This window comes from Leifsonia sp. NPDC056665, from assembly GCF_042791795.1.
In the GTDB taxonomy this organism is placed as follows: Bacteria; Actinomycetota; Actinomycetes; order Actinomycetales; family Microbacteriaceae; genus Leifsonia.
In genome coordinates this window covers 1-21,362 of record NZ_JBHTXK010000021.1, presented here as the reverse complement: position 1 = coordinate 21,362, position 21,362 = coordinate 1, and the positions used below count along the sequence as shown (strand labels likewise).

Genomic DNA, 21,362 nt, shown 5'->3' with positions numbered 1-21,362 from the left:
GGTGGATATGCCGAGCATCCCGGCCTGTGACAGGCTTGGACCCTATGGCCTCCCTCCGCGTCGACGACCTCCCCGGCTGGGCCGGCCCCTCCTCGGTGAGCGAGGACGCCGTCTACGAGGCGTTCGTCGCCTGGGCGGAGTCGACCGGCATCACCCTCTACCCGGCGCAGGACGAGTCGGTCATCGAGATCGTCGGCGGCTCGAACCTCATCCTGTCGACGCCCACCGGCACCGGGAAGTCGCTCGTCGCCGTCGGCGCCCACTTCGCGGCGCTGGCCCGCGGCGAGCGCAGCTTCTACACCGCCCCCATCAAGGCCCTGGTGTCTGAGAAGTTCTTCGCCCTCGTCGACGTCTTCGGCGCCGAGAACGTCGGGATGATGACCGGCGACTCCTCGGTCAACGCCGACGCGCCGATCATCTGCTGCACCGCCGAGATCCTGGCGAACCTCGCCCTGCGCCAGGGGGAGGACACCCCGGTGGGGCAGGTCGTCATGGACGAGTTCCATTTCTACGCCGACCCCGACCGCGGCTGGGCGTGGCAGGTGCCGCTGCTCGTCCTGAACCGCGCCCAGTTCGTGCTCATGTCCGCCACCCTCGGCGACGTGACGGCGCTCGCCGCCGACCTCAGCCGCCGCACCGGCCGGGAGACCGCCACGGTCACCGGCGTCGAGCGCCCGGTGCCGCTGCACTACTACTACGAGCTGACGCCCATCCACGACACGGTCGAGGACCTCCTGCACACCGGCCAGGCGCCGATCTACATCGTGCACTTCTCGCAGCTCGCCGCCCTGGAGCGCGCGCAGGCGCTCTCCAGCGCCAAGATCGCGACCCGGGAGCAGCGCGACGCGATCGCCGAGCTGATCGGGGAGTTCCGGTTCACGACCTCCTTCGGCCGCACGCTGTCCCGGCTGCTGCGCCAGGGCATCGGCGTGCACCACGCCGGGATGCTGCCCAAGTACCGCCGGCTGGTCGAGCAGCTCGCCCAGCGCGGGATGCTGCGGGTGATCTGCGGCACCGACACCCTCGGCGTCGGCATCAACGTCCCGATCCGTACGGTGCTGCTGACCGCGCTGACCAAGTTCGACGGCACCCGGCTGCGCCAGCTCAACGCGCGCGAGTTCCACCAGATCGCCGGTCGCGCGGGCCGCGCGGGCTACGACACTGCGGGCACCGTCGTCGTGCAGGCGCCCGAGCACGAGAGCGAGAACGTCAAGGCCCTGGAGAAGGCCGGCGACGACCCGAAGAAGCGCCGCAAGATCGTCCGGAAGAAGGCGCCGGAGGGCTTCGTCTCCTGGGGGGAGCCGTCGTTCCGCAAGCTCGTGGAGGCAGACCCGGAGACGCTCACGTCCTCCATGCAGATCACGAGCGCCATGCTCATCAACGTGATCGGGCGCGGCGGCGACGTCTTCGGGCACGTCCGTGACCTGGTGTTCGACAACCACGAGCCGTGGAAGCGCCAGCTCGCGCTCGCCCGCCGCGCGCTCGGGCTGTACCGCTCGCTGCTCACCGCCGGGGTCGTGGAGGTCGTGGACGGCGAGATCCGCCTGACCGTCGACCTCCAGCCCAACTTCGCCCTCAACCAGCCGCTGTCGCCCTTCGCGCTCGCCGCGTTCGAGCTCTTCGACCTCGAGTCGCCGGCCTACGCGCTCGACATCGTCTCGGTGGTGGAGGCCACGCTCGACGACCCGCGGCCGGTGCTCTCCGCCCAGCAGTTCCAGGCGCGCGGCGAGGCCGTCGCCGCGATGAAGGCCGAGGGGATCGAGTACGACGAGCGCATGGAGGCGCTGGAGACCGTCACGCACCCCAAGCCGCACGACGAGCTGCTGCACGAGGCGTTCGTCACTTACGCCTCCAGTCAGCCCTGGGTGGCCGACTTCGAGCTGAGCCCCAAGTCGGTGGTCCGCGACCTCTACGAGCGCGCGATGACCTTCGGCGAGTTCATCGCCTTCTACAAGCTCGCCCGCTCGGAGGGCGTCGTGCTGCGCTACCTCTCCGACGCCTACCGCGCGCTGGGCCAGACCGTGCCGCTCGACCTGCGCACCGAGGAGCTGCGCGACATCGTGGAGTGGCTCGGCGAGCTGGTCCGCCAGGTCGACTCCAGCCTCCTGGACGAGTGGGAGGAGCTCGTGCACCCCGATGCCGCCCGGCACGCGGCCGAGAGCGGTGAGCTCGCGCCGCCAGTGCCGCGGAACGTCACCACCAACCGCAGGGCCTTCTTCGTGCTCGTGCGCAACGAGCTGTTCCGGCGCGTGCAGCTTGCCGCGCTCGACAAGGTCCAGGAGCTCGGCGCGCTCGAGAACGAGGCGGCGGCGCTCGCCGAGGCCACCACGCCGTCGTTCACCGAACTGCAGTGGGACGAAGCGCTGGAGGCCTACTACGCCGAGCACGACGAGATCCTCACGGACGCGTCGGCGCGGGCCGCGGGCATGATCGTCGTGGACGAGACGCCCGCCGCCGCGGAGGGCGTCTGGCGGGTGCGGCAGATCCTCGCCGACCCGGCGGGCGACCACGACTGGGGGATCGCCGCCGAGGTGCTGCTGGTGGACTCCGCCCGCACCGGCGCGGCGGTCGTCCGGGTGACGGCGGTCGACCGACTGTAGGCCCGGCCGTAGCGACCGGTCGGCGGTTTGACGCACCGAGACGGCCGTGAAAACATGTCAGCGGTGTCTGAACGGCGCCAGGCACTCCGCATGAACGTCCGGTGAACTCGCCGGCCGTCCGTCGACACACGAGAAAGAAGCCGGTGGATCTCACCCTCATCATCGTGCTGGTCATCGCGCTGGCCCTCTTCTTCGATTTCACCAACGGGTTCCACGACACCGCGAACGCGATGGCGACGCCGATCGCGACCGGCGCCATGCGGCCCAAGGTGGCGGTCGCGCTCGCTGCGGTCCTGAACCTCGTCGGCGCGTTCCTCTCGACGGAGGTCGCCAAGACCATCTCGGGCGGCATCATCAACGAGGGCTCGGGCGGCGTCCTGATCTCGCCGGAGCTGATCTTCGCCGGCCTGGTCGGCGCGATCGTCTGGAACATGGTGACCTGGCTCTACGGCCTCCCGTCGTCCTCCAGCCACGCCCTGTTCGGCGGCCTGATCGGCGCGGCGATCGTCGGCGCCGGGTTCGCGTCCGTGAACTTCCCGGTGGTCGTGCAGAAGGTCGTCCTCCCCGCGGTCATCGCGCCGTTCACCGCCGGTGTCGTCGCCTGGGCGGCGACCAAGCTCGCGTACTGGATCACCCGGCGCTACGACGGCCGTCCGGACGGCCGCGGCGGCTTCCGCTACGGCCAGATCTTCTCCTCGTCCCTCGTCGCCCTGTCGCACGGCACCAACGACGCGCAGAAGACGATGGGCGTCATCACCCTGCTGCTGATCTCGGCCAACCTGCTGCCCGCCGGGAGCGGCCCGCCGCTCTGGGTCGTCGTCGCGTGCGCGCTCGCCATCGCGGTCGGCACCTACTCCGGCGGCTGGCGCATCATCCGCACTCTCGGCCGCGGCCTCACCGAGGTGAAGCCCGCGCAGGGCTTCGCCGCCGAGACGAGCACGGCGGCGACCATCCTGGCCTCCAGCCACCTCGGCTTCGCGCTCTCCACGACCCAGGTCGCCTCCGGCTCGGTGATCGGCTCCGGCCTCGGCCGCCGCGGCGCCTCGGTGCGCTGGGGCACGGCCGGCCGGATCGCCACCGGCTGGGTGCTGACCCTCCCGGCGGCCGGCCTCGTCGGCGCCCTCGCCGCGTTCGTCGGCCTGCTCGGCCCGGTCGGCATCCTGATCGACACGGTGATCGCCGTCGTGGTGATCACGTTCATCTTCTGGCGCTCGCGCCGCAACCAGGTGTCCAGCGCCGACGCGGTCGAGCCCGGCCCGGTGCAGGGTCAGAGCGACGTCGCCGAGTCCGGCCGGGTCGTGAAGATCCGAAAGGTCAAGCCGCTCAAGCGCGAGCGCACCGGGAGGAACCCCGCATGAGCGCCGTCCTGCAGTTCTTAACCGTGTTCGTCGCGTCGCTGGTCGGCGCGTGCGTGGTCGTCGGCTTCTACGCCCTGGGCACGCGGCTGCTGGCCGTCGCCGGGCGCGGGCTGTTCGTGGAGCCGGCGGAGTTCACCGACGCCATCACCGTGATCACCCCGGAGCAGGCCGCCAAGGCCCAGCGGAAGGCCGAGAAGGCCCAGCGCAAGAGCCCGCCGGTGAGCGAGGGCCGCAAGCGCGCCGCGCTGGCCGGCGCCTACGCGTGCTTCGTGCTGTGTGGCGCGGCCGTGCTGTACGGGCTTTACCTGATCATCCCGTACTTCCACGGCTGAGCTACATCCACGAGAACCAATCGTCGTCGGTGACCGCGTCCGCAACTGGCGAAGGGGATGGCGACGGCACATGCGGATCGCGAAGCGACTTCTCATCGGCCCAGGTGTCGATGGAGGGATCGGTGGAGCACTCCGACGCCACGGTGATGGCCACGACCTTGCTGGTGACGCCGAGTCCGTAGTACACCCCGTCGGATCGCGTAGCGCGGATCGAGATATCCATCTCACCGGTGGGGGACTTCCAATCGACCGTCCGCAGAACCGTGAACCCTTCGCTCTTCCAGTGCGCGGTGAGTTTGTCCGCGATCGGATGCGGATCATCCTCGAACGCGTCATGCGACACGACGTTGTCCATCCGATGAGCGTCCTTCGACCCGACAGTCCCACACAGCGTCAGAGCTACATCCTCCGCAGCCGGGTCCCAAGGCGTGTTGTTTTGGAGTCCGCCGCGGAACCAACCGTCGGTGACACCAGTAGCGGCGATGGCGGCGTCGGTGAGGTCGGCCCACTGGGTCAGCAGTTCATCGATCGTCTTCTGCAGCGTCCCCGGGCTCTGCGGGGCAGGATCACTCACAGCAGGAACAGACATACACCCTCCTAAAACCGATACCGTCACGGCTGCGACGGCCGCCACAGCGCACATTCTCATCATTCGACGTACGAAGACACCCGATCCCCGGTTCATCGGGTAGTCCTCAGCCCACCGACGACGCTCTCGGACAGGCCAACGGTGGTAAAGCCCGTGTTCCGCAAGGCCTCGGTGTCCTCGTCGAGGTAGCCGAAGCCTTCCGGCGCGATCCCGTTGAGGGGATTCAGGCCGTCGACGTGCTCACCCACCGTGCTGTGGCCTTTGGTCTGCTTCAGCACCTCGCCACTGGGCAGCATTGCGCCGTCGGAGGAGAACGATTGCGAGCCGCCCATCGATTGCGGCGGGTTCAGCACCCCCTTCAGAGGCATGGCCGCCGCCGTACCCAGGTTGACGAGCGCCTCGGGGTTCGGTTCCGCGCGTCCTCCCATCGCCGAACCGAACGGCGCGAGGAAATCCAACTCAGCCGCCGTGGTGAAGATCAACGGCTGCCCGCCCGCCTGCTTCACGCGAAGGTCCGACAACGAGGACACCACCTCCGTGTCGATCCCCGCCGACCCCAGCATTGTGAAGGAGTCCACCGTGTGCGTGACCCAAGTCAACGCATCCGCTGCCATCGTCGTGCCAGACGTAGAGGCTTGGTGGCAGGGGGTTCGGCGTGGGCTGATCAGAATCCCCAGAACCAGTCGTCGGCGCCATCCGCGGTGGCATCCGCCTTCGCAGCAGGCGATGGCGATGGCGTTGGCGCATACGGGTTGTTACGCAGTGACTTGTCACGCGCCCACGACTGGATGGAGGGATCGGTGGAGCATTCCGACGAGACGTCGATGGCCACAATCTCGCTGGTAACTCCGAGTCCGTAGAACACCCCGTCAGACCGCGTAGCGCGGATCGAGACATCCATCGCACCGGACGGCGACTTCCAATCGACCGTCCGCAGAACCGTGAACCCCTCCCTCTCCCAGTACGCGGTGAGCTTGTCCGCGATCGGATGCGGATCATCCTCGAACGCATCGTGCGTCACCTGGTTACTCACCCGATGAGCGGCGTTCGGCCCAGTCCCACACGGTGGCAGGCTCACTTCCTCCACAGCCGGGTCCCAAGGCCTCCCATTCTGGATCGGACCGCGAAACCATCCCTCCGTGTCACCGGTAGCGGCGATGGCGGCGTCGGTGTGGTCCGCCCACTGCGTCAGCAGCTCACCGATCGTCTTCTGCGGGGTGCCCGGGCGCTGCGGGGCAGGATCACTCACAGCAGGAATAGACATACAGCCTCCTAAAACCGATACCGTCACGGCTGCGACGGCCGCCACAGCGCACATTCTCACCATTCGACCCACACATACACTCGACATGTCGTTCATTGAGTGGTCCTCAGCCCACCGACGACGCTCTCAGACAGACCAACAGTCGTGAAACCGGTGTTCCGCAGAGCTTCGGTCCGCTTGTCGAGGTAGCCGGAGCCTTCCGGCGCGATCCCGTTCAGCGGATTGAGGCCGTCGATGTGCTCACCCACCGTGCTGTGGCCCTTGGTCTGCTTCAGCACCTCACCACCGGGCAGCACAGCGCCTTCGGAGGAGAACGACAGCGCACCGCCCATCGACTGCGGCTGGTTCAGCCCCGTCAGGGGCATTGCCACTGCTGTGCCCAGGTTGGAGAGTGCCTCGGGATTCGGCTCCGCGCGCCCTCCCATCGCCGAACCGAACGGCGCGAGGAAATCCAACTCAGCCGCCGTGGTGAAGATCGACGGTCGCCCGCCCGCCTGCTTCACCTCAAGGTCCGACAACGAGGACACCACCTCCGTGTCGATCCCCGCCGACCCCAGCATCGTGAAGGAGTCCACCGTGTGCTTGACCCGAGTCAACGCATCCGCTGCCATCGTCGTCCCATACGAATGCGCCACCACGGACACATACGGGAACGGCACGCCTGGCTGCGCCGCCCGGGTGGCGTGCGTCCCGTCCAGCTCGTTCGCGAACCGCCATGACCCGTCTTGCGCCAGCGCCGGAGTGTTCACGCTCACCAGATCCGGAGTGTCATACCCCAGCCAGCCCACCACAGCATGCGACCGACCTCGGTCAAGTCGGTTCTGCTCGTCGTAAAGGTTCCTCGCGGCGCCCGACCAGCTCGCGGTCGCATCCGCCGCGTCGGAGTTCATCCCGGGTGCCGCCCAGGTCACAGTGTCCGCCGTGTCCAGATCGCCGTACCCGATCGCGACCATCGGCACCGACGCGCCCAGATTGAAACAAACCAGCGACGCCAACGGGTCAGCGAGCACTGTTTCGAGAGCGGTCAGCACCTTCCGCTGCTCCGGGGTGAGGCTAGCCGTGCGCTCCTGCGCCGCGTCGTAGACGGCACGATTGCAGCGGTCGCGAACCGAGTACGGCAACCCCGCCAGGTTGCCGAGGACACCGGGCGCCCCCGTCTGGAGCGCCGCCTTCGCTTCGTCCCCGAGACCCGACCACCATTCCGCGACCTTGTCCGGAGCCGGCGGATGCTTCCACAACTCCTGCATCAGGTCCGGGTCCTCCGTCACGAGCACCGCCAGCTCCTCGGGAGTCAACCGCTGCAACGTGTCCATCAACGACGCGTTCACGCTCGCCGTGGCGGCAATGCCGGAGAGCTTGCCGACGATCGACGCGAAGGCCTTCAGCTCGGGCTGGGACGTCGGCGTCAGGGCGCCGTGCAACGCGTCGTCCAGCTTCGTGGCGAACGTCCTCTCGGCCGCGTCGTAATCGTGCTTCGCCCGCTCGGCTCTCCGCTTCGCATCGTCCAACCGTTCCTGCGCGTCTCGGATCGTCAAGCGCGCCGTCGCCAGCTCGTCGCGAGCGTTCTGCTCCCGCTGCCGAGCGCTCGTGACGTCCACATGCGCCGGGGCCGACGACCCCGGCGGCGGCTTCTCGCGCGAGTTGTAGGCCATCTCCAGCGCCCGCAACGCGGCCAGCAGTGCGGCCTGCTCGGCGCCCAGCGTCGCCACCGACGCCTCAGCGGTCTCCAGGTCCGCCAACGCGTCCTCGGCATCCTGCAACGCCCGATCCGCCTCACCCTGCGTGTACTCCAGCGCCATCGACCACGCGGTCGCCGCCACGGCACCCTCATTGTGCTGCTCGGCCGCCTTCAGCGCTCCGGCCGTCAGCGCACGCAACCGATCCGAGAACACCTCCGCGGCCAGCCCCGACCACGACGCCGCCCCCAGATTCGTATCCAGCACCTGCCGTGCCACCGTCGACTGACCCTCCAGCCGGCCGGACCACTTGCGGTAGTGGACGACCAGGGCCTCCACCATCTCCCGATCGCCCGGCGTCGGATCCATCTCGAAGCCGACCGGTGACCAATCCGCCCACCTAGAACCCATAGAAACCGGCCCGGTCCTTCCGCAACGCCTCGGCGTCCTCAGCGTCCCGGCGCTGATACGAATCGGCCGCCTGGGAGAGCGCGCCAGCCAACCCGGCGACCAACTCGTCGACCGTCGACTGACCGCGGACCCAGTACCCCTCGAACCGGCTCACCGCACCTCGGGCCACCGCTGAGCCGAAACCGTCGGACTCGTCCGCCGACGGACGGGAACCGGTTGCGGCCCCCTTCAGCGCTTTCGCGCCCGCCTTCAGCTCTGCCGTATCGACGGCAACCGCCTTCGCCATCAGTCCTCCAAAAACCTGAACTCTGTACTTTTCACGTGCCCCGCGAGGAGCGGGTCAGATGGAGGAGAAGCCGCCGTCGATCAGGATGTTCTCGCCGGTGACCATGCCCGCCTCGTCGGAGGCCAGGTAGCCGATCAATGCGGCCACTTCCTCGGGCTGGGCGAAGCGCCGGGCCGGGATGCGTGCGCGCAGTTCGTCGCCCTTCGGTCCCTTCCAGGCCTCACGGCCGAGCGGGGTCTCCACCACGGTCGGCGAGACCGCGTTGACGGTGACGCCGTGCGGCGCCCACTCCAGCGACAGCACGCGGGTCATCCCGAGCAGCCCCGCCTTGCTCGCGCAGTAGGCGACGTGCTCGTCCAGGCCCACGACGCTCGCCTGCGACGCCAGGTTGACGATGCGGCCGAAGCCGGCTGCCACCATCCGCGCGCCCACGGCCTGCGCCATCCGGAAGCTCGCAGTCAGGTTGACCGCGAGGGTGCTGTCCCAATCCGCGGCCGTCGTCATGAGCGCGGAGGAGAGGCGGGCGATCCCGGCCGAGTTGACCAGGATGTGGGGCGTGCCGGCCTCAGCCACGATCCGGGCGACGGCCATCTCGGCGGCGTCGGGCTGCGTCAGGTCCGCGACGACGGGCAGGTGCCCGCGACCCGGGAGCCCGGCGACCACGTCGGCCACGTGCTGGTCCCTGTCCACGCCGGCGACCGTGGCGCCGCGCTCGGCGAACCAGCCGGCGACGGCGAGTCCGATGCCGCTCGCGGCGCCGGTGACCACCGCGATCCGTCCGTCGAGGGCCCCGCTCATCTCTCCAGCTCCCCGATCAGCTCGACCTTGCGCGCCGACGGGCTGTTCGTGTCGAACCGGTAGGTCAGCCACTCGCCGACCAGGCGCCGCGCCAGCTCCGAGCCGATGACGCGCTGCCCGAGGCACAGCACCTGGGCGTCGTTGGAGAGCACCGACCGCTCGACGGAGTACGAGTCGTGGGCCGTGACAGCCCGGATGCCCGCCACCTTGTTCGCGGCGATCGCGACGCCGAGGCCGGTGCCGCACACCAGCAGCGCGCGGTCGGCCTCGCCGGACGCGACGAGCTCCGCGGCGGCGGCGGCGACCGCCGGATAGGCGGTGTGGCCGTCGGCGTCCACGCCGACGTCCACGAGCGAGGCGACGAGGGGATGCGCCTCCAGGTCGTCGCGCAGGGTCTCCTTGAGCGCGAAGCCGGCGTCGTCGCTGCCGATCACGACGCGAAGAGCGGTCATGAGGGTGTCCTTTCGGTCCAGTAGTAGTTCGTCTGGTGGTCGGTCGTCAGGCGGTCGCCTCCCGCTAGCAGGTCTCCCACCGCGCATGCGATAAGCGAGAAGGAAGCGGCGCCCGCATCGGGAGTGCCCACCGATTTATCGGCTAGCGGCCGTGCGCGGCCCCGCTTCGGGCGGAGCGCGGAGGTCGCCGCCGCCGCCTCTGAGGCGATCAGCGCAGCACCCGCCCACGCCTTCGCCAGGGAGGCCCCGTCGGCGAGCCGGCCGGTCAGCTCGTCGCGGAACGGCAGCAGCGCGTCCACGAGGGTCTTGTCGCCCGGCTCCGCGCGCCCGAGGTCGAGGATCGCGCCGGTGAACGCGACCACCGCCGTGCCGGCGCTGTCGTCCGAGAAGGCCGCTGCGGCGTCGTCCAGCGCGGCGCCCGCCGCCTCCAGGGCAGCGCCCCAGAGCACGCCGGAGGTGCCGCCGGCCTGTTCGGCCCACGCGCGGCCTCCGGCGGCGAGGACCGCACCGGCGCCCGCGCCGCGCTCGACCGTCCGGTCGATCGCGGACAGGGCGGCTTCGGCGCCGCGCAGCATCCCGCGGCCGTGGTCGCCGTCGCCGGCCACCGCGTCGATCGCACCCAACTCGTGCTCGTGGTCGCGCAGCAGCCCGGTCACGAGCTCGGCGGCCTCGGCCACGCTCACCGCGAGCGCCGCGGCGGCTGGGGAGGGCGTCGCGAACGCCAGCGTCTCGTCCGCCGCTGTGTCCTCCGTCTCGGCGGCAGACGCCAGGGTCGCCGCCAGTGGCGCGGCCTGCTTGCGGTACGCCGGAGCGTAGGCGTCCGCCCGCCAGAGCGGTTCCAGCTCGCCATCCAGCCAGGTGAGGGTCAGCGAGCAGCCGCCCATGTCGAGGCTCGTGACGAGCTCGCCGACCTCTGGCTCCACGACCTCCAGCTCTGCGGCCTCCAGCAACGGCAGGACGCGCGCCCAGAGCAGGAACAGCTCTTCGTACTTGGTGGTGCCAAGACCGTTGAGGATCGCCCCGACGCGTGCCGGTCCGGTGCGCGGAGCCGCCTCCAGCACGCCGGTCACGAGCAGTTCGGCCAGCCCGGTCGCGGTCGGCATCGGCACGTCCCGGATGCCCGGCTCGCCGTGGATGCCGAGGCCCAGCCCGAGCATCCCGGGCTCGATGTGGAACAGCGGCGCGGCCGCGCCCGGCATCGTGCAACCGGAGAACGCGACGCCGAGGGTGCGCGTCGCCGCGTTGGCCGCCTGGCCCGCACGCTCCACGGCGTCGAGGTCGAGCCCCGCGGCCGCGGCGGCGCCGAGCGCCTTGAACACCACGAAGTCGCCCGCGATCCCGCGGCGCTCGTCCTCGGCGGGGGCGGACGCCACGTCGTCGGTCACCAGCACGATGCGCGTGTCGATGCCCTCGGCTCGCAGCCGGTCGGCGGCGATCCCGAAGTTCATCACGTCGCCCGCATAGTTGCCGAACGTCAGCACGACGCCGCGGCCGCGGTGCGCGGCCTTCGCCACGGAGTACACGTGCGCCGCGGACGGCGAAGTGAAGATGTTGCCCACGACCGCGCCCGTGGCGAATCCCGGGCCGACGAGCCCCGCGAAGGCCGGGTAGTGGCCGGAGCCGCCGCCGACCACGACGGCGACGGTCGGCTCGCCGGCAGCCCGGGCGACCACGCCGCCCGTCACCCGGCGCAGCCGGCCACCGTAGACGGCCACGAAGCCGTCGAGCTGATCCTCCGCGAAGTCGGCCGGCACGTCCGCGATGCGGGTCATCGGACGCTCTCCAGCTCCGGCTCGGCCGTCGGCTCGTCCTCGGCGAGCTGGTTCACCTTCAGGAAGCCGATCATCACGAACGCACAGGCGTACAGCGCCACGAACGACCACACGACGCCGACCGCGCCGAACTCCGGGAACACCAGCGCGACCACGCCGCTGCCGAGGAAGGTCGCCCCACCGGCCGCGGTTGTGTACATTGCCATCGCGGCGCCCTTCTGCTTCGGTGCGAGCGCTGGCATGATCGCTCCCATCGGGACGAAGCCGGCGAGCATGATGCCGAAGACGGTGCCCGCGATCGTCGCGACGACGAAGCCCCAGTCGCTGCCGGCCGGCACCCAGTGCGGCACGTACCACCACAGCAGGAGGCCGATGGACGAGCCGACGATGCCGAACCAGCGAACGGTCCGTCCCCAGCCCATCCGGTCGCCGATCGCCCCGAACACCGCGTTGAAGGCGATGTTGCCCGCGAAGATCACCACCGTCATGATCAGCCAGCGGCTCTGCCCCCAGCCGAGCTGGTCGGCCATGACCGCGGGCAGGACGATGAACATCCCGAACTCCGGCGCGGTGTTGATCAGGCGGATGAGGAAGCCCATCAGCACCTTCGGGTTGCGCGCCGTGAGCACGATCCCCGAGGTCAGCACACGGGCGGCCGAGTCGGTCGCCGGGGCGAGCCGACGTTTCCCGTGCGGCTCGCGGACGCCGAAGTGCGCGATGGCCCAGCCGACGAGCACGAGCGCCGCCGAGGCGACCATCGTGTACGTCTCGCCGCCCGCGCCGCCGCCGAACGCAGGGATCGCGAAGACCGCGAACAGCGAGCCGAGGGTGGGCAGGCCGCCGGTGAACATGACGTAGAACCAGCCGACAGCGGTACCGTTGCGCTTCTTCGGCACGATCTGGTTGATCCAGACCAGGAAGGCGAAGGCGAAGAAAGGGAAGCCGAAGCCGCGCAGGAAGTAGCTGACGAACAGCAGCGGAACACTCCCGATCGAGAGCGAGAACAGGAAGGCGCCCTCGAACACGATCCACAGGATCATGCCGAGCGTCATCACGCGCCGCGGACCCCACAGATCGGCGAGCGCGCCGGACAGGTAGGACGCGATCAGGACGGCCAGGCTGTACATGGCGATGATCTGCGCGACGATGGCGAACTTGTCCTCGCCCAGCGCGTGCGTCATGTGCGGCGAGAGGAAGTTGGACTCGACCCCGTTGCCCGTCATGAAGACGAGGACGCCGAGGAACCCCCAGCGCAGGGGATGGGGGATGCCGATCCGGTCGAGGAAGGTCTCGCGGGCGGGTAATGCTGTGGTGGTCATCAGAAACTCCGTGATCGTCGGGTCGGCTGCCTCAGGGCAGGATGGTGACCTTGATGGACGCGCCTGCGGTGTCGCCGACTAGGTCGAGGGCGCTCTGGAACCCGTCGAGCGGGAACTGGTGCGTGCAGATCTCGTCCATCGGCAGCACGCCGGACTCGAGCAGCTTGATCGCGGCGGGCCAGCAGCCGGGACCGAGGTGGGCGCCCCGGACATCGAGCTCCTTGTCGTCGCTGATGATCGACCAGTCGACCGTCACGTCGGAGCCGAAAACCGAGTACTCGACGTAGGTGCCGAGTTTGCGGAGGAGGTTGAGACCCTGGCCGACCGCCGAGGGGTGGCCGGTCGCCTCGATGTAGACGTCCGCGCCGTAGCTGTCGGTGAGCTCCTTCACGCGGGCGATGGCGTCCTCCGTCGTGATGTTGATCGTGAGGTCCGCGCCGCACTTCCGGGCGAGCTCCAGCTTGTCGTCGCTCATATCGAGCGCGATGACCTTCAGCGGGTTCTTCTGGCGGACGCCCGCGATGGCGCCGAGGCCGATGGGGCCGGCTCCCGCGATCACCACAACGTCGCCAAACCTCACGTCGGCGCGCTCCACCGCGTGCATGGCGCAGGAGAGCGGCTCGGCGTACGCAGCGTGCTGCGGTGCGAGGTCCGCCGACACCGGATGCGTCAGCGCACGCTCGGGGATGAGCGCGTACTCGGCCATCGCGCCGTCGAACTCCTTGAAGCCGAACATCGCGTGCGGGGCGCACATCCAGTACTGGCCGCGTTCGCAGTACCGGCAGTCGCCGCACGGGACGATCTGCTCGCACGCGACGCGGCCGCCGAGCGCCAGCCCGCGCCGAGCGAGCGCGGCCGGGTCGCCCGCGACCACACGGCCGACGAACTCGTGACCGGGGATGCGGCCGGTCTGCGCCCAGGCCGGCCGGTTCTCGTCGCCCCAGAACTTGGCGGCGCCGTGGTAGCACTTGAGGTCGGACGCGCACACGCCCACGGCCTCCACTCGCAGCAGCAGCTCGCCGTCGCCGGGCAGTGGCACAGGCACGGTCTCGAGCCGGTAGTCCTCCGGGCCGTGGACGACGACCGCCGTCATGGTCTCGGGGAGCGGAGCGGCGACGTGCGCCTCGGTTTCGGACAGCGTTGTGGACATGACACTCCTTTGGGATCGGCCCAGGCTGACATGTTTCAGCTTAGGACAGATCCCAGGGAGTGTGCAATTTCAGATATAGCAGGGCGAAAGTAAGCGCCGGCCTGCGGCGTGCGCGGTGTTATGCGGTGCCGCGCACCTTCGCGATCGAGTTCATGACGTGGTACACGACGATCGCGGCGATGGCGCCGAGCGCGATCCCGTTGAACGTGAGCTGGCCGACGTTCAGCGTGAAGTCGCCGATGCCGATGATGAGCGCAATCGCCGCGGTGAACTGGTTGACCGGCTTGGAGAAGTCGACCTTGTTGTCCAGCCAGATCTTCACGCCGATCACGCCGATGAGGCCGTACAGTGCAGTCGTCACGCCGCCGAGCACGCCCGCGGGGATCGTGTTGATGACCGCGCCGACCTTGGGGGAGAGGCCGAGCAGCACGGCGACGATGCCGGCGACCCAGTACGCGGCCGTCGAGTAGACGCGGGTCGCGGCCATGACGCCGATGTTCTCGCCGTAGGTCGTCGTCCCGGAGCCGCCGAAGAAGCCGGCGATCGTCGTCGCCAGGCCGTCGGCGAACAGCGCGCGGCCGGTGAGCTTGTTGACCGACGGGTCGGTGAGCTGCGCCACGCCGCGGATGTGCCCGACGTTCTCCGCGATCAGCACGAGCACGACCGGGAGGAACGCGGGCAGGATGCCCCAGGTCGCCGCCGCGTCCGTGAACGGGTTGGCCGGGAACGTGAACTGCGGGAGGCCGATCCACGCCGCCTTCTCGATCTTGCTGAAGTCGACCTGCCCGGCGAGCACCGCGAAGACGTAGCCGACGACCACCCCGAGGAAGATCGACAGCCGGCCCAGCATCCCCTTGAAGAGCACGGTGCAGAGGATGACGGCGGCCAGCGTCACCAGCGCGGTGACCGGCGCCGCCATGAAGTTGTTCTTCGCCGCGGGCGCGAGGTTGAACCCGATCAGCGCCACGATCGCGCCGGCGACGATCGGCGGCATCAGCCCGTCGATCCACTTGGTGCCGGTGGCGACCACGATCAGGCCGACGACGGCGAGCAGGAGGCCGGTGACGACGATGCCGAACAGGGCGGACGGCATCCCGTGCGCCTTCGTCGCCGCGACGATCGGCACGATGAACGCGAACGAGGAGCCCAGGTAGCTGGGCAGCTTGTTGCGCGTCACCAGCAGGAACAGGATCGTGCCGACGCCGGAGAACAGCAGCGTGGTGCTCGGAGGGAAGCCGGTGAGCAGCGGCACCAGGAAGGTCGCGCCGAACATCGCGACGACGTGCTGGGCGCCCAGCCCGATCGTCCGCGGCCAGGTCAGCCGCTCGCCGGGGAGCACGACCTCCCGGGCTCCGACCTTCTTTCCGTCGCCGTGCAGCTTCCAGGGCAGAGCCATGCGTGTCCTTATCGTGTCGGTCGGGGAATTAGGCTGGTACGGCGCTGTGACATCTCTTCGAATGCGCCGCGAACCTCAAACCCCACCGATATTACGGGAGACCACCATTTCCGCATCGACTTCGACGCCCAAGCCCACCGTCACGGGGCGCCTGGACCGGTTCTTCGAGATCACAGCCCGCGGCACCACATGGGCCACGGAGATCCGCGGCGGCCTGCTGACCTTCGTGACGATGGCGTACATCGTCATCCTCAACCCGATCATCCTGAGCTCGACGCCGGACGTGGCGGGGCACTCGCTGGGCTTCGACCAGGTCGGGGCCGTGACCGCCCTGAGCGCCGGTGTCATGACCGTGCTCTTCGGCCTGGTCGCCCGGCTGCCGTTCGCGTTCGCGGCCGGCCTCGGCATCAACTCCTTCCTCGCGGTGAACGTCGTCAAGGTGCTCACCTGGCAGGAGGCGATGGGCCTCGTCGTCATCAACGGACTGATCATCGTGCTGCTGGCCGCGACCGGCCTGCGCCGCCTGATCTTCAACGCGGTGCCGCCGCAGCTCAAGACGGCGATCACCGTCGGCATCGGCCTCTTCATCGCTTTCATCGGCTTCGTCGACAGCGGTTTCGTGCGCAGCACCAAGTCGGCCTCGCCGCCTGTGCAGCTCGGGGAGGCCGGGTCCATCGCCACCCTCCCCACCCTGGTGTTCCTGATCGCCCTCGTGATCATGGGCGTGCTCATGGCGCGCAAGGTGAAGGGTGCACTGCTCATCGGCATCGTCGCGGCGACGGTCGTCGCGATCGTCATCGAGGCGATCTTCCACCTCGGCTCGTCGGCGAAGAACCCGGACGGCTGGAACCTCTCGGTCCCGCAGCTGCCGACCTCGTTCGTGTCCGTGCCGAACCTCAGCCTCGTCGGGCAGTTCGACCTGTTCGGCTCGTTCGCCCGCATCGGCGGCCTCGCGGCCATCATGCTGGTCTTCACGCTCGTCTTCACGAACTTCTTCGACGCGATGGGCTCGATGACCGGCCTGGCCCGCAGCGCAGGCCTCGCCAACGAGGACGGCACCTTCCCGCGCCTGCAGTCCGCGCTCATCGTGGAGGGTGTCGGCGCGGTGGTCGGCGGCGGCACCTCGGCGTCGTCCAACACGGTGTTCGTCGAGTCGGCCTCCGGCATCGGCGAGGGCGCGAAGACCGGCTTCGCGAGCGTCATCACCGGTGTGCTGTTCCTGCTGGCCATGTTCTTCACGCCGCTCACGAGCGTCGTCCCGAGCGAGGTCGCCGCGGCCGCCCTGGTCATCGTGGGCGCCCTGATGGTGGTGCAGATCCGCCACATCGACTTCCACGAGTTCTCCAGCACGCTGCCGGTTTTCCTCACGATCATCGTCATGCCGCTGACCTACTCGATCGCGAACGGCATCGGCGTCGGCTTCATCTCCTGGGTGCTGGTGCGGTCGCTGTCCGGCAAGGCGCGCGAGATCAGCCCGCTGCTCTGGATCGTCGCGGCCGGCTTCCTGGTGTACTTCGCGCGCGGCCCGATCGAGGCGATCCTCCCGCACTGAGGCGCCTGAGACTCACATCCCGGGTAACCCCTGACGACAACCGGGGGTTACCCGGATGTGCGCGGGCCGCGCGGATCGCTTGACTGGATCCATGACATCCACCGGCACCTCACCGAACCCGTACCAGGCCGCCCCGGCCCGCACGCTCAGCATCACGAGCTTCGCGCTCGGCCTCGCGTCCATCGCCTTCAGCTGGACCTTCCTCGCCCCGATCGCCGGCCTCGTGCTCGGCGTGCTCGCGCTCAGCCGCGAGCCGCAGGGCCGCACTTTCGCGATCTGGGGGATCGTGCTCAACGCCGTCATGCTCGCGGGCATTCTGATCGGACTCCTGCTCGCGGTGGTCGGCGTGGGCTTCGGGCTGGCGTTCCTGCCGTGGCACGTCGTGGGGGCGCACCTCTGACCCGTACCGCCCAGGCGAACCGTCCGCTCGTGCGGCCTGCGAGAATGGAGGGATGGAACCGTCCCCCCTCGTCAGGCCGCACAGCTTCGTCGTCCGCGGCAGGAAGACCGAAGCCCAGCGGCGGGCGATCGACGAGTTCTGGCCGGTCTACGGCGTGGACTTCGACGGCTCGCCGCTCGACCTCGACACGATCTTCGGGCGCTCGGCGCCGCGCGTGGTCGAGATCGGCTTCGGCAACGGCGAGAACCTCCTCGCCCTGGCCACGCGGCATCCCGAGAAGGACTTCCTCGGCGTGGAGGTGCACGGCGCCGGCGTCGGGCGGGTGCTCGCCGCCGCCCACGAGCAGGGGCTGACGAACGTCCGGGTCGTCCGGCACGACGCGGTGGAGGTCTTCGAGCGGGGGCTCGGCGCCGCCAGCGTCGACGAGGTGCTCATCTTCTTCCCCGACCCGTGGCCGAAGGCCCGCCACCACCGGCGCCGTCTGGTGCAGCCCGACGTCGCCCGGCTCCTCGTCGCGGCGCTGAAGCCGACCGGCGTCCTCCGGCTCGCGACGGACTGGGAGCCGTACGCCGAGCACATGATCGAGGTGCTGGACGCCGAGCCCGCCCTGGTGAACGTCGCCGGCGACGGCGGGTTCATCCCTCGGCCCGACGATCGGCCGGTGACCAAGTTCGAACGGCGCGGCGAGCGGCTCGGACACGCGATCTACGACCTGGAGTACCGGCCGCGCGTGTGATGATGGGCGCATGACTTCGGAGTCCACGCTCACGTCCGGCACCGTCGCCGGCGACAGCATCCCGCACACCGTCGCGACCCTGCGTGCCACGTTCGACAGCGGCCGCACCAAGCCGCTCTCCTGGCGGCTCGCCCAGCTCGCCGCCCTCCGCCGGATGCTCACCGAGCGCGCGGCCGAGTTCGAGGACGCGCTGCTGGAGGACCTCGCCAAGAATCCGACCGAGTCGCAGATCGCCGAGGTCGGCTTCGTCGTCGGCGAGATCGACCACATGCGCCGCAACCTCCGGCGCTGGCTGCGGCCCCGTCGCGTGTCCGTGCCCGGCGCCCTGATGCCCGCGAAGGCCAGGGTCATGCTGGAGCCCGTCGGCGTCGTGCTCGTGATCGCCCCCTGGAACTACCCGGTGCAGCTGCTGCTGGCGCCGGTCGTCGGTGCGCTGGCGGCGGGCGATGCCGTCGTGCTGAAGCCGAGCGAGCTGGCGCCCGCCACCTCGGCCGCGATGGCGCGGCTCGTACCGCAGTACCTCGACCGGTCGGCCGTTGCTGTCGTGGAGGGCGGGGTCGCGGAGACCACGGAGCTGCTCGCCCAGCGCTGGGACCACATCTTCTTCACCGGCAACGGCCGCGTCGGCCGCATCGTCGCCGCGGCGGCGGCCGAGCACCTGACCCCTGTAACTCTGGAGCTGGGCGGCAAGTCGCCGGTGTACGTGGACGACTCCGTCGACCTCGCTGCGGCGGCGCGCCGGATCGCCTGGGGCAAGTTCATGAACGCGGGCCAGACCTGCGTCGCGCCCGACTACATCCTGGCCACGAAGGCCGTCTCGGAGCGGCTCGCCGTCGAGCTCGCCAACGCCGTGCGCTCGCTCTACGGCGACGACCCGGCCGACAGCCCCGACTACGGGCGGATCGTGGACGACCGCCACTTCGAACGGCTCACCGGGCTGCTCGACTCCGGGATTGCCGCGGTCGGCGGCGGGTCGGACGCGGCCTCCCGCTACCTCGCCCCGACCGTGCTCGTGGATGTGCCGCGCGACTCCGCGGTCATGGGCGAGGAGGTCTTCGGCCCTGTGCTGCCGATCGTCGCCGTCGACGGGCTGGACGACGCCATCGCGTTCATCCGCTCCGGCGACAAGCCGCTGGCGCTCTACGTCTTCAGCGAGCGGCGCGACGTGCGCCGGCGCATCCTCACCGAGACCAGCTCCGGGGCGGTCGGCTTCGGCGTGCCCGCAGCGCACCTCGCGGTCGGCGGCCTCCCCTTCGGCGGCGTGGGGGAGAGCGGCTCCGGCGCGTACCACGGCCGCCGGTCGCTGGAGACCTTCAGCCACGAGAAGGCCGTGCTGACGAAGGCGCTCGCGCCCGACACCCTGCAGCTCATCTACCCGCCGTACACCGAGGGCAAGGACCGGTTCGCACGCGGATTGCTGCGCAAGCTGGGCTGAGCGGAGGCCGTCTCGACAGGCTGTCTAACGGTGTCCGGGATACCGGACGATGTGTCCATCTCCCGTGCAGTCACCAGGGGTAGGCTCGGCTGTGCCGGGCGCCACGAACGGCCGGCACCCCCCCAAAAAAGCCAACGCACAACGAGAGGCAATGGAGCCAAGCGTGGATTCCACAGCAACGATGGACGAACCGAAGACTCACCCCATCCCCGTCATCGACACCGCGGTCGTCGACGCGTCCGAGAACGTCTCCGACGTCCCCACCCCGAGCGCCGAAGGGCGCCCGACCCGCGTCGAGACCGACTCACTGGGCAGCCGGGAGATCCCGGCCGATGCCTACTGGGGCGTCCACACCTCGCGAGCCCTCGAGAACTTCCCGATCGCCAAGCGGCCCATCTCCGTCTACCCGGACCTGATCGTCGCCCTCGCCGCCGTCAAGCAGGCCGCGGCGCGCGCCAACGTCGAGATCGGCGTGCTGGAGAAGCACAAGGCCGACCTCATCGACCGGGCCTGCCAGCTCATCATCGACGGCCAGTACCACGACCAGTTCGTCGTCGGCGTCATGCAGGGCGGGGCGGGCACCTCCACGAACATGAACGCGAACGAGGTCATCGCGAACATCGCGCTGGAGCTCGACGGCCGCCCCAAGGGCGACTACGCGTTCATGTCCCCGATCGACGACGTGAACCGCAGCCAGAGCACGAACGACACCTACCCGACCGCGATCAAGATCGGACTGACCTTCGCGCTCGGCCACCTGCTGGACGAGCTCGCCCTGCTGCGCGACGCGTTCGCCGCCAAGGGCCGGGAGTTCCGCCACATCCTCAAGGTCGGCCGCACCCAGCTCCAGGACGCCGTTCCGATGACGCTCGGCCAGGAGTTCCACGGCTTCGCCACCACCCTCACCGAGGACCACGCCCGGCTCACCGAGACCAAGTGGCTGCTCGCCGAGATCAACCTGGGCGCGACCGCGATCGGCACCGGCATCACCGCCGACCCCGGCTACGCGGCCTCGGCGGTCAAGCACCTCAACCTGATCACCGGCCTCAACCTGGAGACCGCGCCCGACCTGATCGAGTCGACCAGCGACGCCGGCGCCTTCATGTCGTTCTCCGGCTCCCTCAAGCGCAGCGCCATCAAGCTGTCGAAGATCTGCAACGACCTCCGGCTGCTGTCGTCCGGCCCGCAGGCCGGCCTCGGCGAGATCAACCTCCCGCCGCGCCAGGCCGGGTCGTCGATCATGCCGGGCAAGGTCAACCCCGTCATCCCGGAGGTCGTCAACCAGGTCGCGTTCTCCGTGGCCGGCGCGGACGTCACCGTGACGATGGCGGCCGAGGGCGGCCAGCTCCAGCTCAACGCGTTCGAGCCGGTCATCGCCCACTCGCTGCTGCAGAGCATCACCTGGATGGCGCAGGCCTTCCACACGCTGCGGGTCAACTGCGTCGACGGCATCACCGCCAACGAGGAGCGCCTCGGCGCGATGGTCGGCTCGTCGGTCGGCGTCATCACCGCGCTCACCCCGCACATCGGCTACGCCGCCGCGGCCGCGCTCGCGAAGTCCGCGCTGCTGACCGGCCACAACGTCGCCGACCTGGTGGTGGAGGCCAAGCTGATGAGCCGCGAGGAGGTCACCCGCCTGCTGTCCCCGGCCCGCCTGAGCGGCCTCGAGGCGATCACCACCTCCATCCCGATCGTCGAGGCCGAGGCCATCGAGGCCGCCGAGAAGGCCCGCGAGTAGCACCACCCACCTGTCGAGGGGCACGTCGTTGTCACTTCCGAGCCCGGAAAGTTATTACTATTTTACAATCGGCGGTTACGTGGAGTATTTGATTATTG

General features: G+C 69.6%; 19 protein-coding genes. 8 read left to right on the top strand and 11 right to left on the bottom strand.

The window, feature by feature from the left end:
* Positions 1 to 44: 44 nt before the first annotated feature.
* From ACFQ9V_RS16780 to ACFQ9V_RS16770, 3 genes are all read left to right on the top strand, one after another.
* Positions 45 to 2,600, top strand: coding sequence for a DEAD/DEAH box helicase (locus ACFQ9V_RS16780; RefSeq protein WP_382460254.1), 2,556 nt, complete (start codon positions 45 to 47; stop codon positions 2,598 to 2,600).
* Positions 2,601 to 2,743: 143 nt separating this feature from the next.
* Positions 2,744 to 3,958, top strand: a complete 1,215-nt coding sequence (locus ACFQ9V_RS16775; protein ID WP_382460253.1) for an anion permease — start codon at positions 2,744 to 2,746, stop codon at positions 3,956 to 3,958.
* Positions 3,955 to 4,290: a peptidase gene (locus ACFQ9V_RS16770; RefSeq protein WP_382460252.1), complete on the top strand. Its 336-nt coding sequence runs from the start codon at positions 3,955 to 3,957 to the stop codon at positions 4,288 to 4,290. Before ACFQ9V_RS16775 ends, ACFQ9V_RS16770 begins: the two co-directional genes overlap by 4 nt.
* Before the next feature lies 1 nt (position 4,291).
* Here the strand turns inward: ACFQ9V_RS16770 and ACFQ9V_RS16765 are convergent, their stop codons facing one another.
* The 11 genes from ACFQ9V_RS16765 to ACFQ9V_RS16715 form a co-directional block, all read right to left on the bottom strand.
* Complete coding sequence (locus tag ACFQ9V_RS16765) at positions 4,292 to 4,879, bottom strand: hypothetical protein (protein ID WP_382460251.1); 588 nt, start codon at positions 4,877 to 4,879, stop codon at positions 4,292 to 4,294.
* Between the two features lie 92 nt (positions 4,880 to 4,971).
* Positions 4,972 to 5,493 (bottom strand): hypothetical protein, encoded by a 522-nt coding sequence (locus ACFQ9V_RS16760; RefSeq protein ID WP_382460250.1) that lies wholly within the window; start codon positions 5,491 to 5,493, stop codon positions 4,972 to 4,974.
* A gap of 50 nt (positions 5,494 to 5,543) precedes the next feature.
* Positions 5,544 to 6,143 carry a hypothetical protein gene (locus ACFQ9V_RS16755; RefSeq protein WP_382460249.1) on the bottom strand — a complete coding sequence of 200 codons (600 nt, stop codon included), beginning with the start codon at positions 6,141 to 6,143 and terminating at the stop codon, positions 5,544 to 5,546.
* Between the two features lie 92 nt (positions 6,144 to 6,235).
* A complete protein-coding gene (locus tag ACFQ9V_RS16750) occupies positions 6,236 to 8,188 on the bottom strand; it encodes an alpha/beta hydrolase (protein WP_382460248.1) in 1,953 nt (650 codons plus the stop codon).
* Between the two features lie 31 nt (positions 8,189 to 8,219).
* The gene (locus ACFQ9V_RS16745) at positions 8,220 to 8,516 is read right to left on the bottom strand and encodes a hypothetical protein (protein WP_382460247.1); all 297 of its coding nucleotides are present in this window, start codon (positions 8,514 to 8,516) and stop codon (positions 8,220 to 8,222) included.
* Positions 8,517 to 8,570: 54 nt separating this feature from the next.
* Positions 8,571 to 9,314 (bottom strand): GolD/DthD family dehydrogenase, encoded by a 744-nt coding sequence (locus tag ACFQ9V_RS16740; RefSeq protein WP_382460246.1) that lies wholly within the window; start codon positions 9,312 to 9,314, stop codon positions 8,571 to 8,573.
* Positions 9,311 to 9,766: a ribose-5-phosphate isomerase gene (locus ACFQ9V_RS16735; RefSeq protein WP_382460245.1), complete on the bottom strand. Its 456-nt coding sequence runs from the start codon at positions 9,764 to 9,766 to the stop codon at positions 9,311 to 9,313. The genes ACFQ9V_RS16740 and ACFQ9V_RS16735 overlap by 4 nt, the downstream gene beginning before the upstream one ends.
* On the bottom strand, positions 9,763 to 11,538 hold the full coding sequence (locus ACFQ9V_RS16730; RefSeq protein WP_382460244.1) for a dihydroxyacetone kinase family protein: 1,776 nt from the start codon (positions 11,536 to 11,538) through the stop codon (positions 9,763 to 9,765). The genes ACFQ9V_RS16735 and ACFQ9V_RS16730 overlap by 4 nt, the downstream gene beginning before the upstream one ends.
* Positions 11,535 to 12,857, bottom strand: a complete 1,323-nt coding sequence (locus tag ACFQ9V_RS16725; protein WP_382460243.1) for an RbtT/DalT/CsbX family MFS transporter — start codon at positions 12,855 to 12,857, stop codon at positions 11,535 to 11,537. Before ACFQ9V_RS16725 ends, ACFQ9V_RS16730 begins: the two co-directional genes overlap by 4 nt.
* Before the next feature lie 31 nt (positions 12,858 to 12,888).
* Complete coding sequence (locus ACFQ9V_RS16720) at positions 12,889 to 14,007, bottom strand: zinc-binding dehydrogenase (protein ID WP_382460242.1); 1,119 nt, start codon at positions 14,005 to 14,007, stop codon at positions 12,889 to 12,891.
* A 118-nt stretch (positions 14,008 to 14,125) separates the two neighbouring features.
* Positions 14,126 to 15,403, bottom strand: a complete 1,278-nt coding sequence (locus ACFQ9V_RS16715) for a uracil-xanthine permease family protein (protein ID WP_382460241.1) — start codon at positions 15,401 to 15,403, stop codon at positions 14,126 to 14,128.
* A 61-nt stretch (positions 15,404 to 15,464) separates the two neighbouring features.
* On the opposite strand from ACFQ9V_RS16715, the gene ACFQ9V_RS16710 reads away from it, so the two are divergent.
* The 5 genes from ACFQ9V_RS16710 to ACFQ9V_RS16690 all read left to right on the top strand — a co-directional run bounded on the left by ACFQ9V_RS16710 (position 15,465) and on the right by ACFQ9V_RS16690 (position 21,264).
* Positions 15,465 to 16,955: an NCS2 family permease gene (locus tag ACFQ9V_RS16710; protein WP_382460293.1), complete on the top strand. Its 1,491-nt coding sequence runs from the start codon at positions 15,465 to 15,467 to the stop codon at positions 16,953 to 16,955.
* Positions 16,956 to 17,046: 91 nt separating this feature from the next.
* Positions 17,047 to 17,355 (top strand): hypothetical protein, encoded by a 309-nt coding sequence (locus tag ACFQ9V_RS16705; RefSeq protein ID WP_382460240.1) that lies wholly within the window; start codon positions 17,047 to 17,049, stop codon positions 17,353 to 17,355.
* Between the two features lie 52 nt (positions 17,356 to 17,407).
* Positions 17,408 to 18,091, top strand: a complete 684-nt coding sequence (trmB, locus tag ACFQ9V_RS16700; RefSeq protein WP_382460239.1) for a tRNA (guanosine(46)-N7)-methyltransferase TrmB — start codon at positions 17,408 to 17,410, stop codon at positions 18,089 to 18,091.
* A 10-nt stretch (positions 18,092 to 18,101) separates the two neighbouring features.
* Positions 18,102 to 19,526 (top strand): aldehyde dehydrogenase family protein, encoded by a 1,425-nt coding sequence (locus ACFQ9V_RS16695; protein ID WP_382460238.1) that lies wholly within the window; start codon positions 18,102 to 18,104, stop codon positions 19,524 to 19,526.
* A gap of 181 nt (positions 19,527 to 19,707) precedes the next feature.
* Entirely contained in the window at positions 19,708 to 21,264 is a 1,557-nt protein-coding gene (locus ACFQ9V_RS16690) for an aspartate ammonia-lyase (protein WP_382460292.1), read from the top strand.
* Positions 21,265 to 21,362: the final 98 nt, after the last annotated feature.

Excerpts from the sequence above, each read along its gene's own strand:
- ACFQ9V_RS16780 (WP_382460254.1), top strand. The coding sequence starts at position 45 with ATGGCCTCCCTCCGCGTCGACGACCTCCCCGGCTGGGCCGGCCCCTCC.
- ACFQ9V_RS16770 (WP_382460252.1), top strand. The coding sequence starts at position 3,955 with ATGAGCGCCGTCCTGCAGTTCTTAACCGTGTTCGTCGCGTCGCTGGTC.
- ACFQ9V_RS16765 (WP_382460251.1), bottom strand. The coding sequence starts at position 4,879 with ATGTCTGTTCCTGCTGTGAGTGATCCTGCCCCGCAGAGCCCGGGGACG.
- ACFQ9V_RS16760 (WP_382460250.1), bottom strand. The coding sequence starts at position 5,493 with ATGGCAGCGGATGCGTTGACTTGGGTCACGCACACGGTGGACTCCTTC.
- ACFQ9V_RS16755 (WP_382460249.1), bottom strand. The coding sequence starts at position 6,143 with ATGTCTATTCCTGCTGTGAGTGATCCTGCCCCGCAGCGCCCGGGCACC.
- ACFQ9V_RS16750 (WP_382460248.1), bottom strand. The coding sequence starts at position 8,188 with ATGGATCCGACGCCGGGCGATCGGGAGATGGTGGAGGCCCTGGTCGTC.
- ACFQ9V_RS16745 (WP_382460247.1), bottom strand. The coding sequence starts at position 8,516 with ATGGCGAAGGCGGTTGCCGTCGATACGGCAGAGCTGAAGGCGGGCGCG.
- ACFQ9V_RS16740 (WP_382460246.1), bottom strand. The coding sequence starts at position 9,314 with ATGAGCGGGGCCCTCGACGGACGGATCGCGGTGGTCACCGGCGCCGCG.
- ACFQ9V_RS16735 (WP_382460245.1), bottom strand. The coding sequence starts at position 9,766 with ATGACCGCTCTTCGCGTCGTGATCGGCAGCGACGACGCCGGCTTCGCG.
- ACFQ9V_RS16730 (WP_382460244.1), bottom strand. The coding sequence starts at position 11,538 with ATGACCCGCATCGCGGACGTGCCGGCCGACTTCGCGGAGGATCAGCTC.
- ACFQ9V_RS16725 (WP_382460243.1), bottom strand. The coding sequence starts at position 12,857 with ATGACCACCACAGCATTACCCGCCCGCGAGACCTTCCTCGACCGGATC.
- ACFQ9V_RS16720 (WP_382460242.1), bottom strand. The coding sequence starts at position 14,007 with ATGTCCACAACGCTGTCCGAAACCGAGGCGCACGTCGCCGCTCCGCTC.
- ACFQ9V_RS16715 (WP_382460241.1), bottom strand. The coding sequence starts at position 15,403 with ATGGCTCTGCCCTGGAAGCTGCACGGCGACGGAAAGAAGGTCGGAGCC.
- ACFQ9V_RS16710 (WP_382460293.1), top strand. The coding sequence starts at position 15,465 with ATGCGCCGCGAACCTCAAACCCCACCGATATTACGGGAGACCACCATT.
- ACFQ9V_RS16705 (WP_382460240.1), top strand. The coding sequence starts at position 17,047 with ATGACATCCACCGGCACCTCACCGAACCCGTACCAGGCCGCCCCGGCC.
- trmB (WP_382460239.1), top strand. The coding sequence starts at position 17,408 with ATGGAACCGTCCCCCCTCGTCAGGCCGCACAGCTTCGTCGTCCGCGGC.
- ACFQ9V_RS16695 (WP_382460238.1), top strand. The coding sequence starts at position 18,102 with ATGACTTCGGAGTCCACGCTCACGTCCGGCACCGTCGCCGGCGACAGC.
- ACFQ9V_RS16690 (WP_382460292.1), top strand. The coding sequence starts at position 19,708 with ATGGACGAACCGAAGACTCACCCCATCCCCGTCATCGACACCGCGGTC.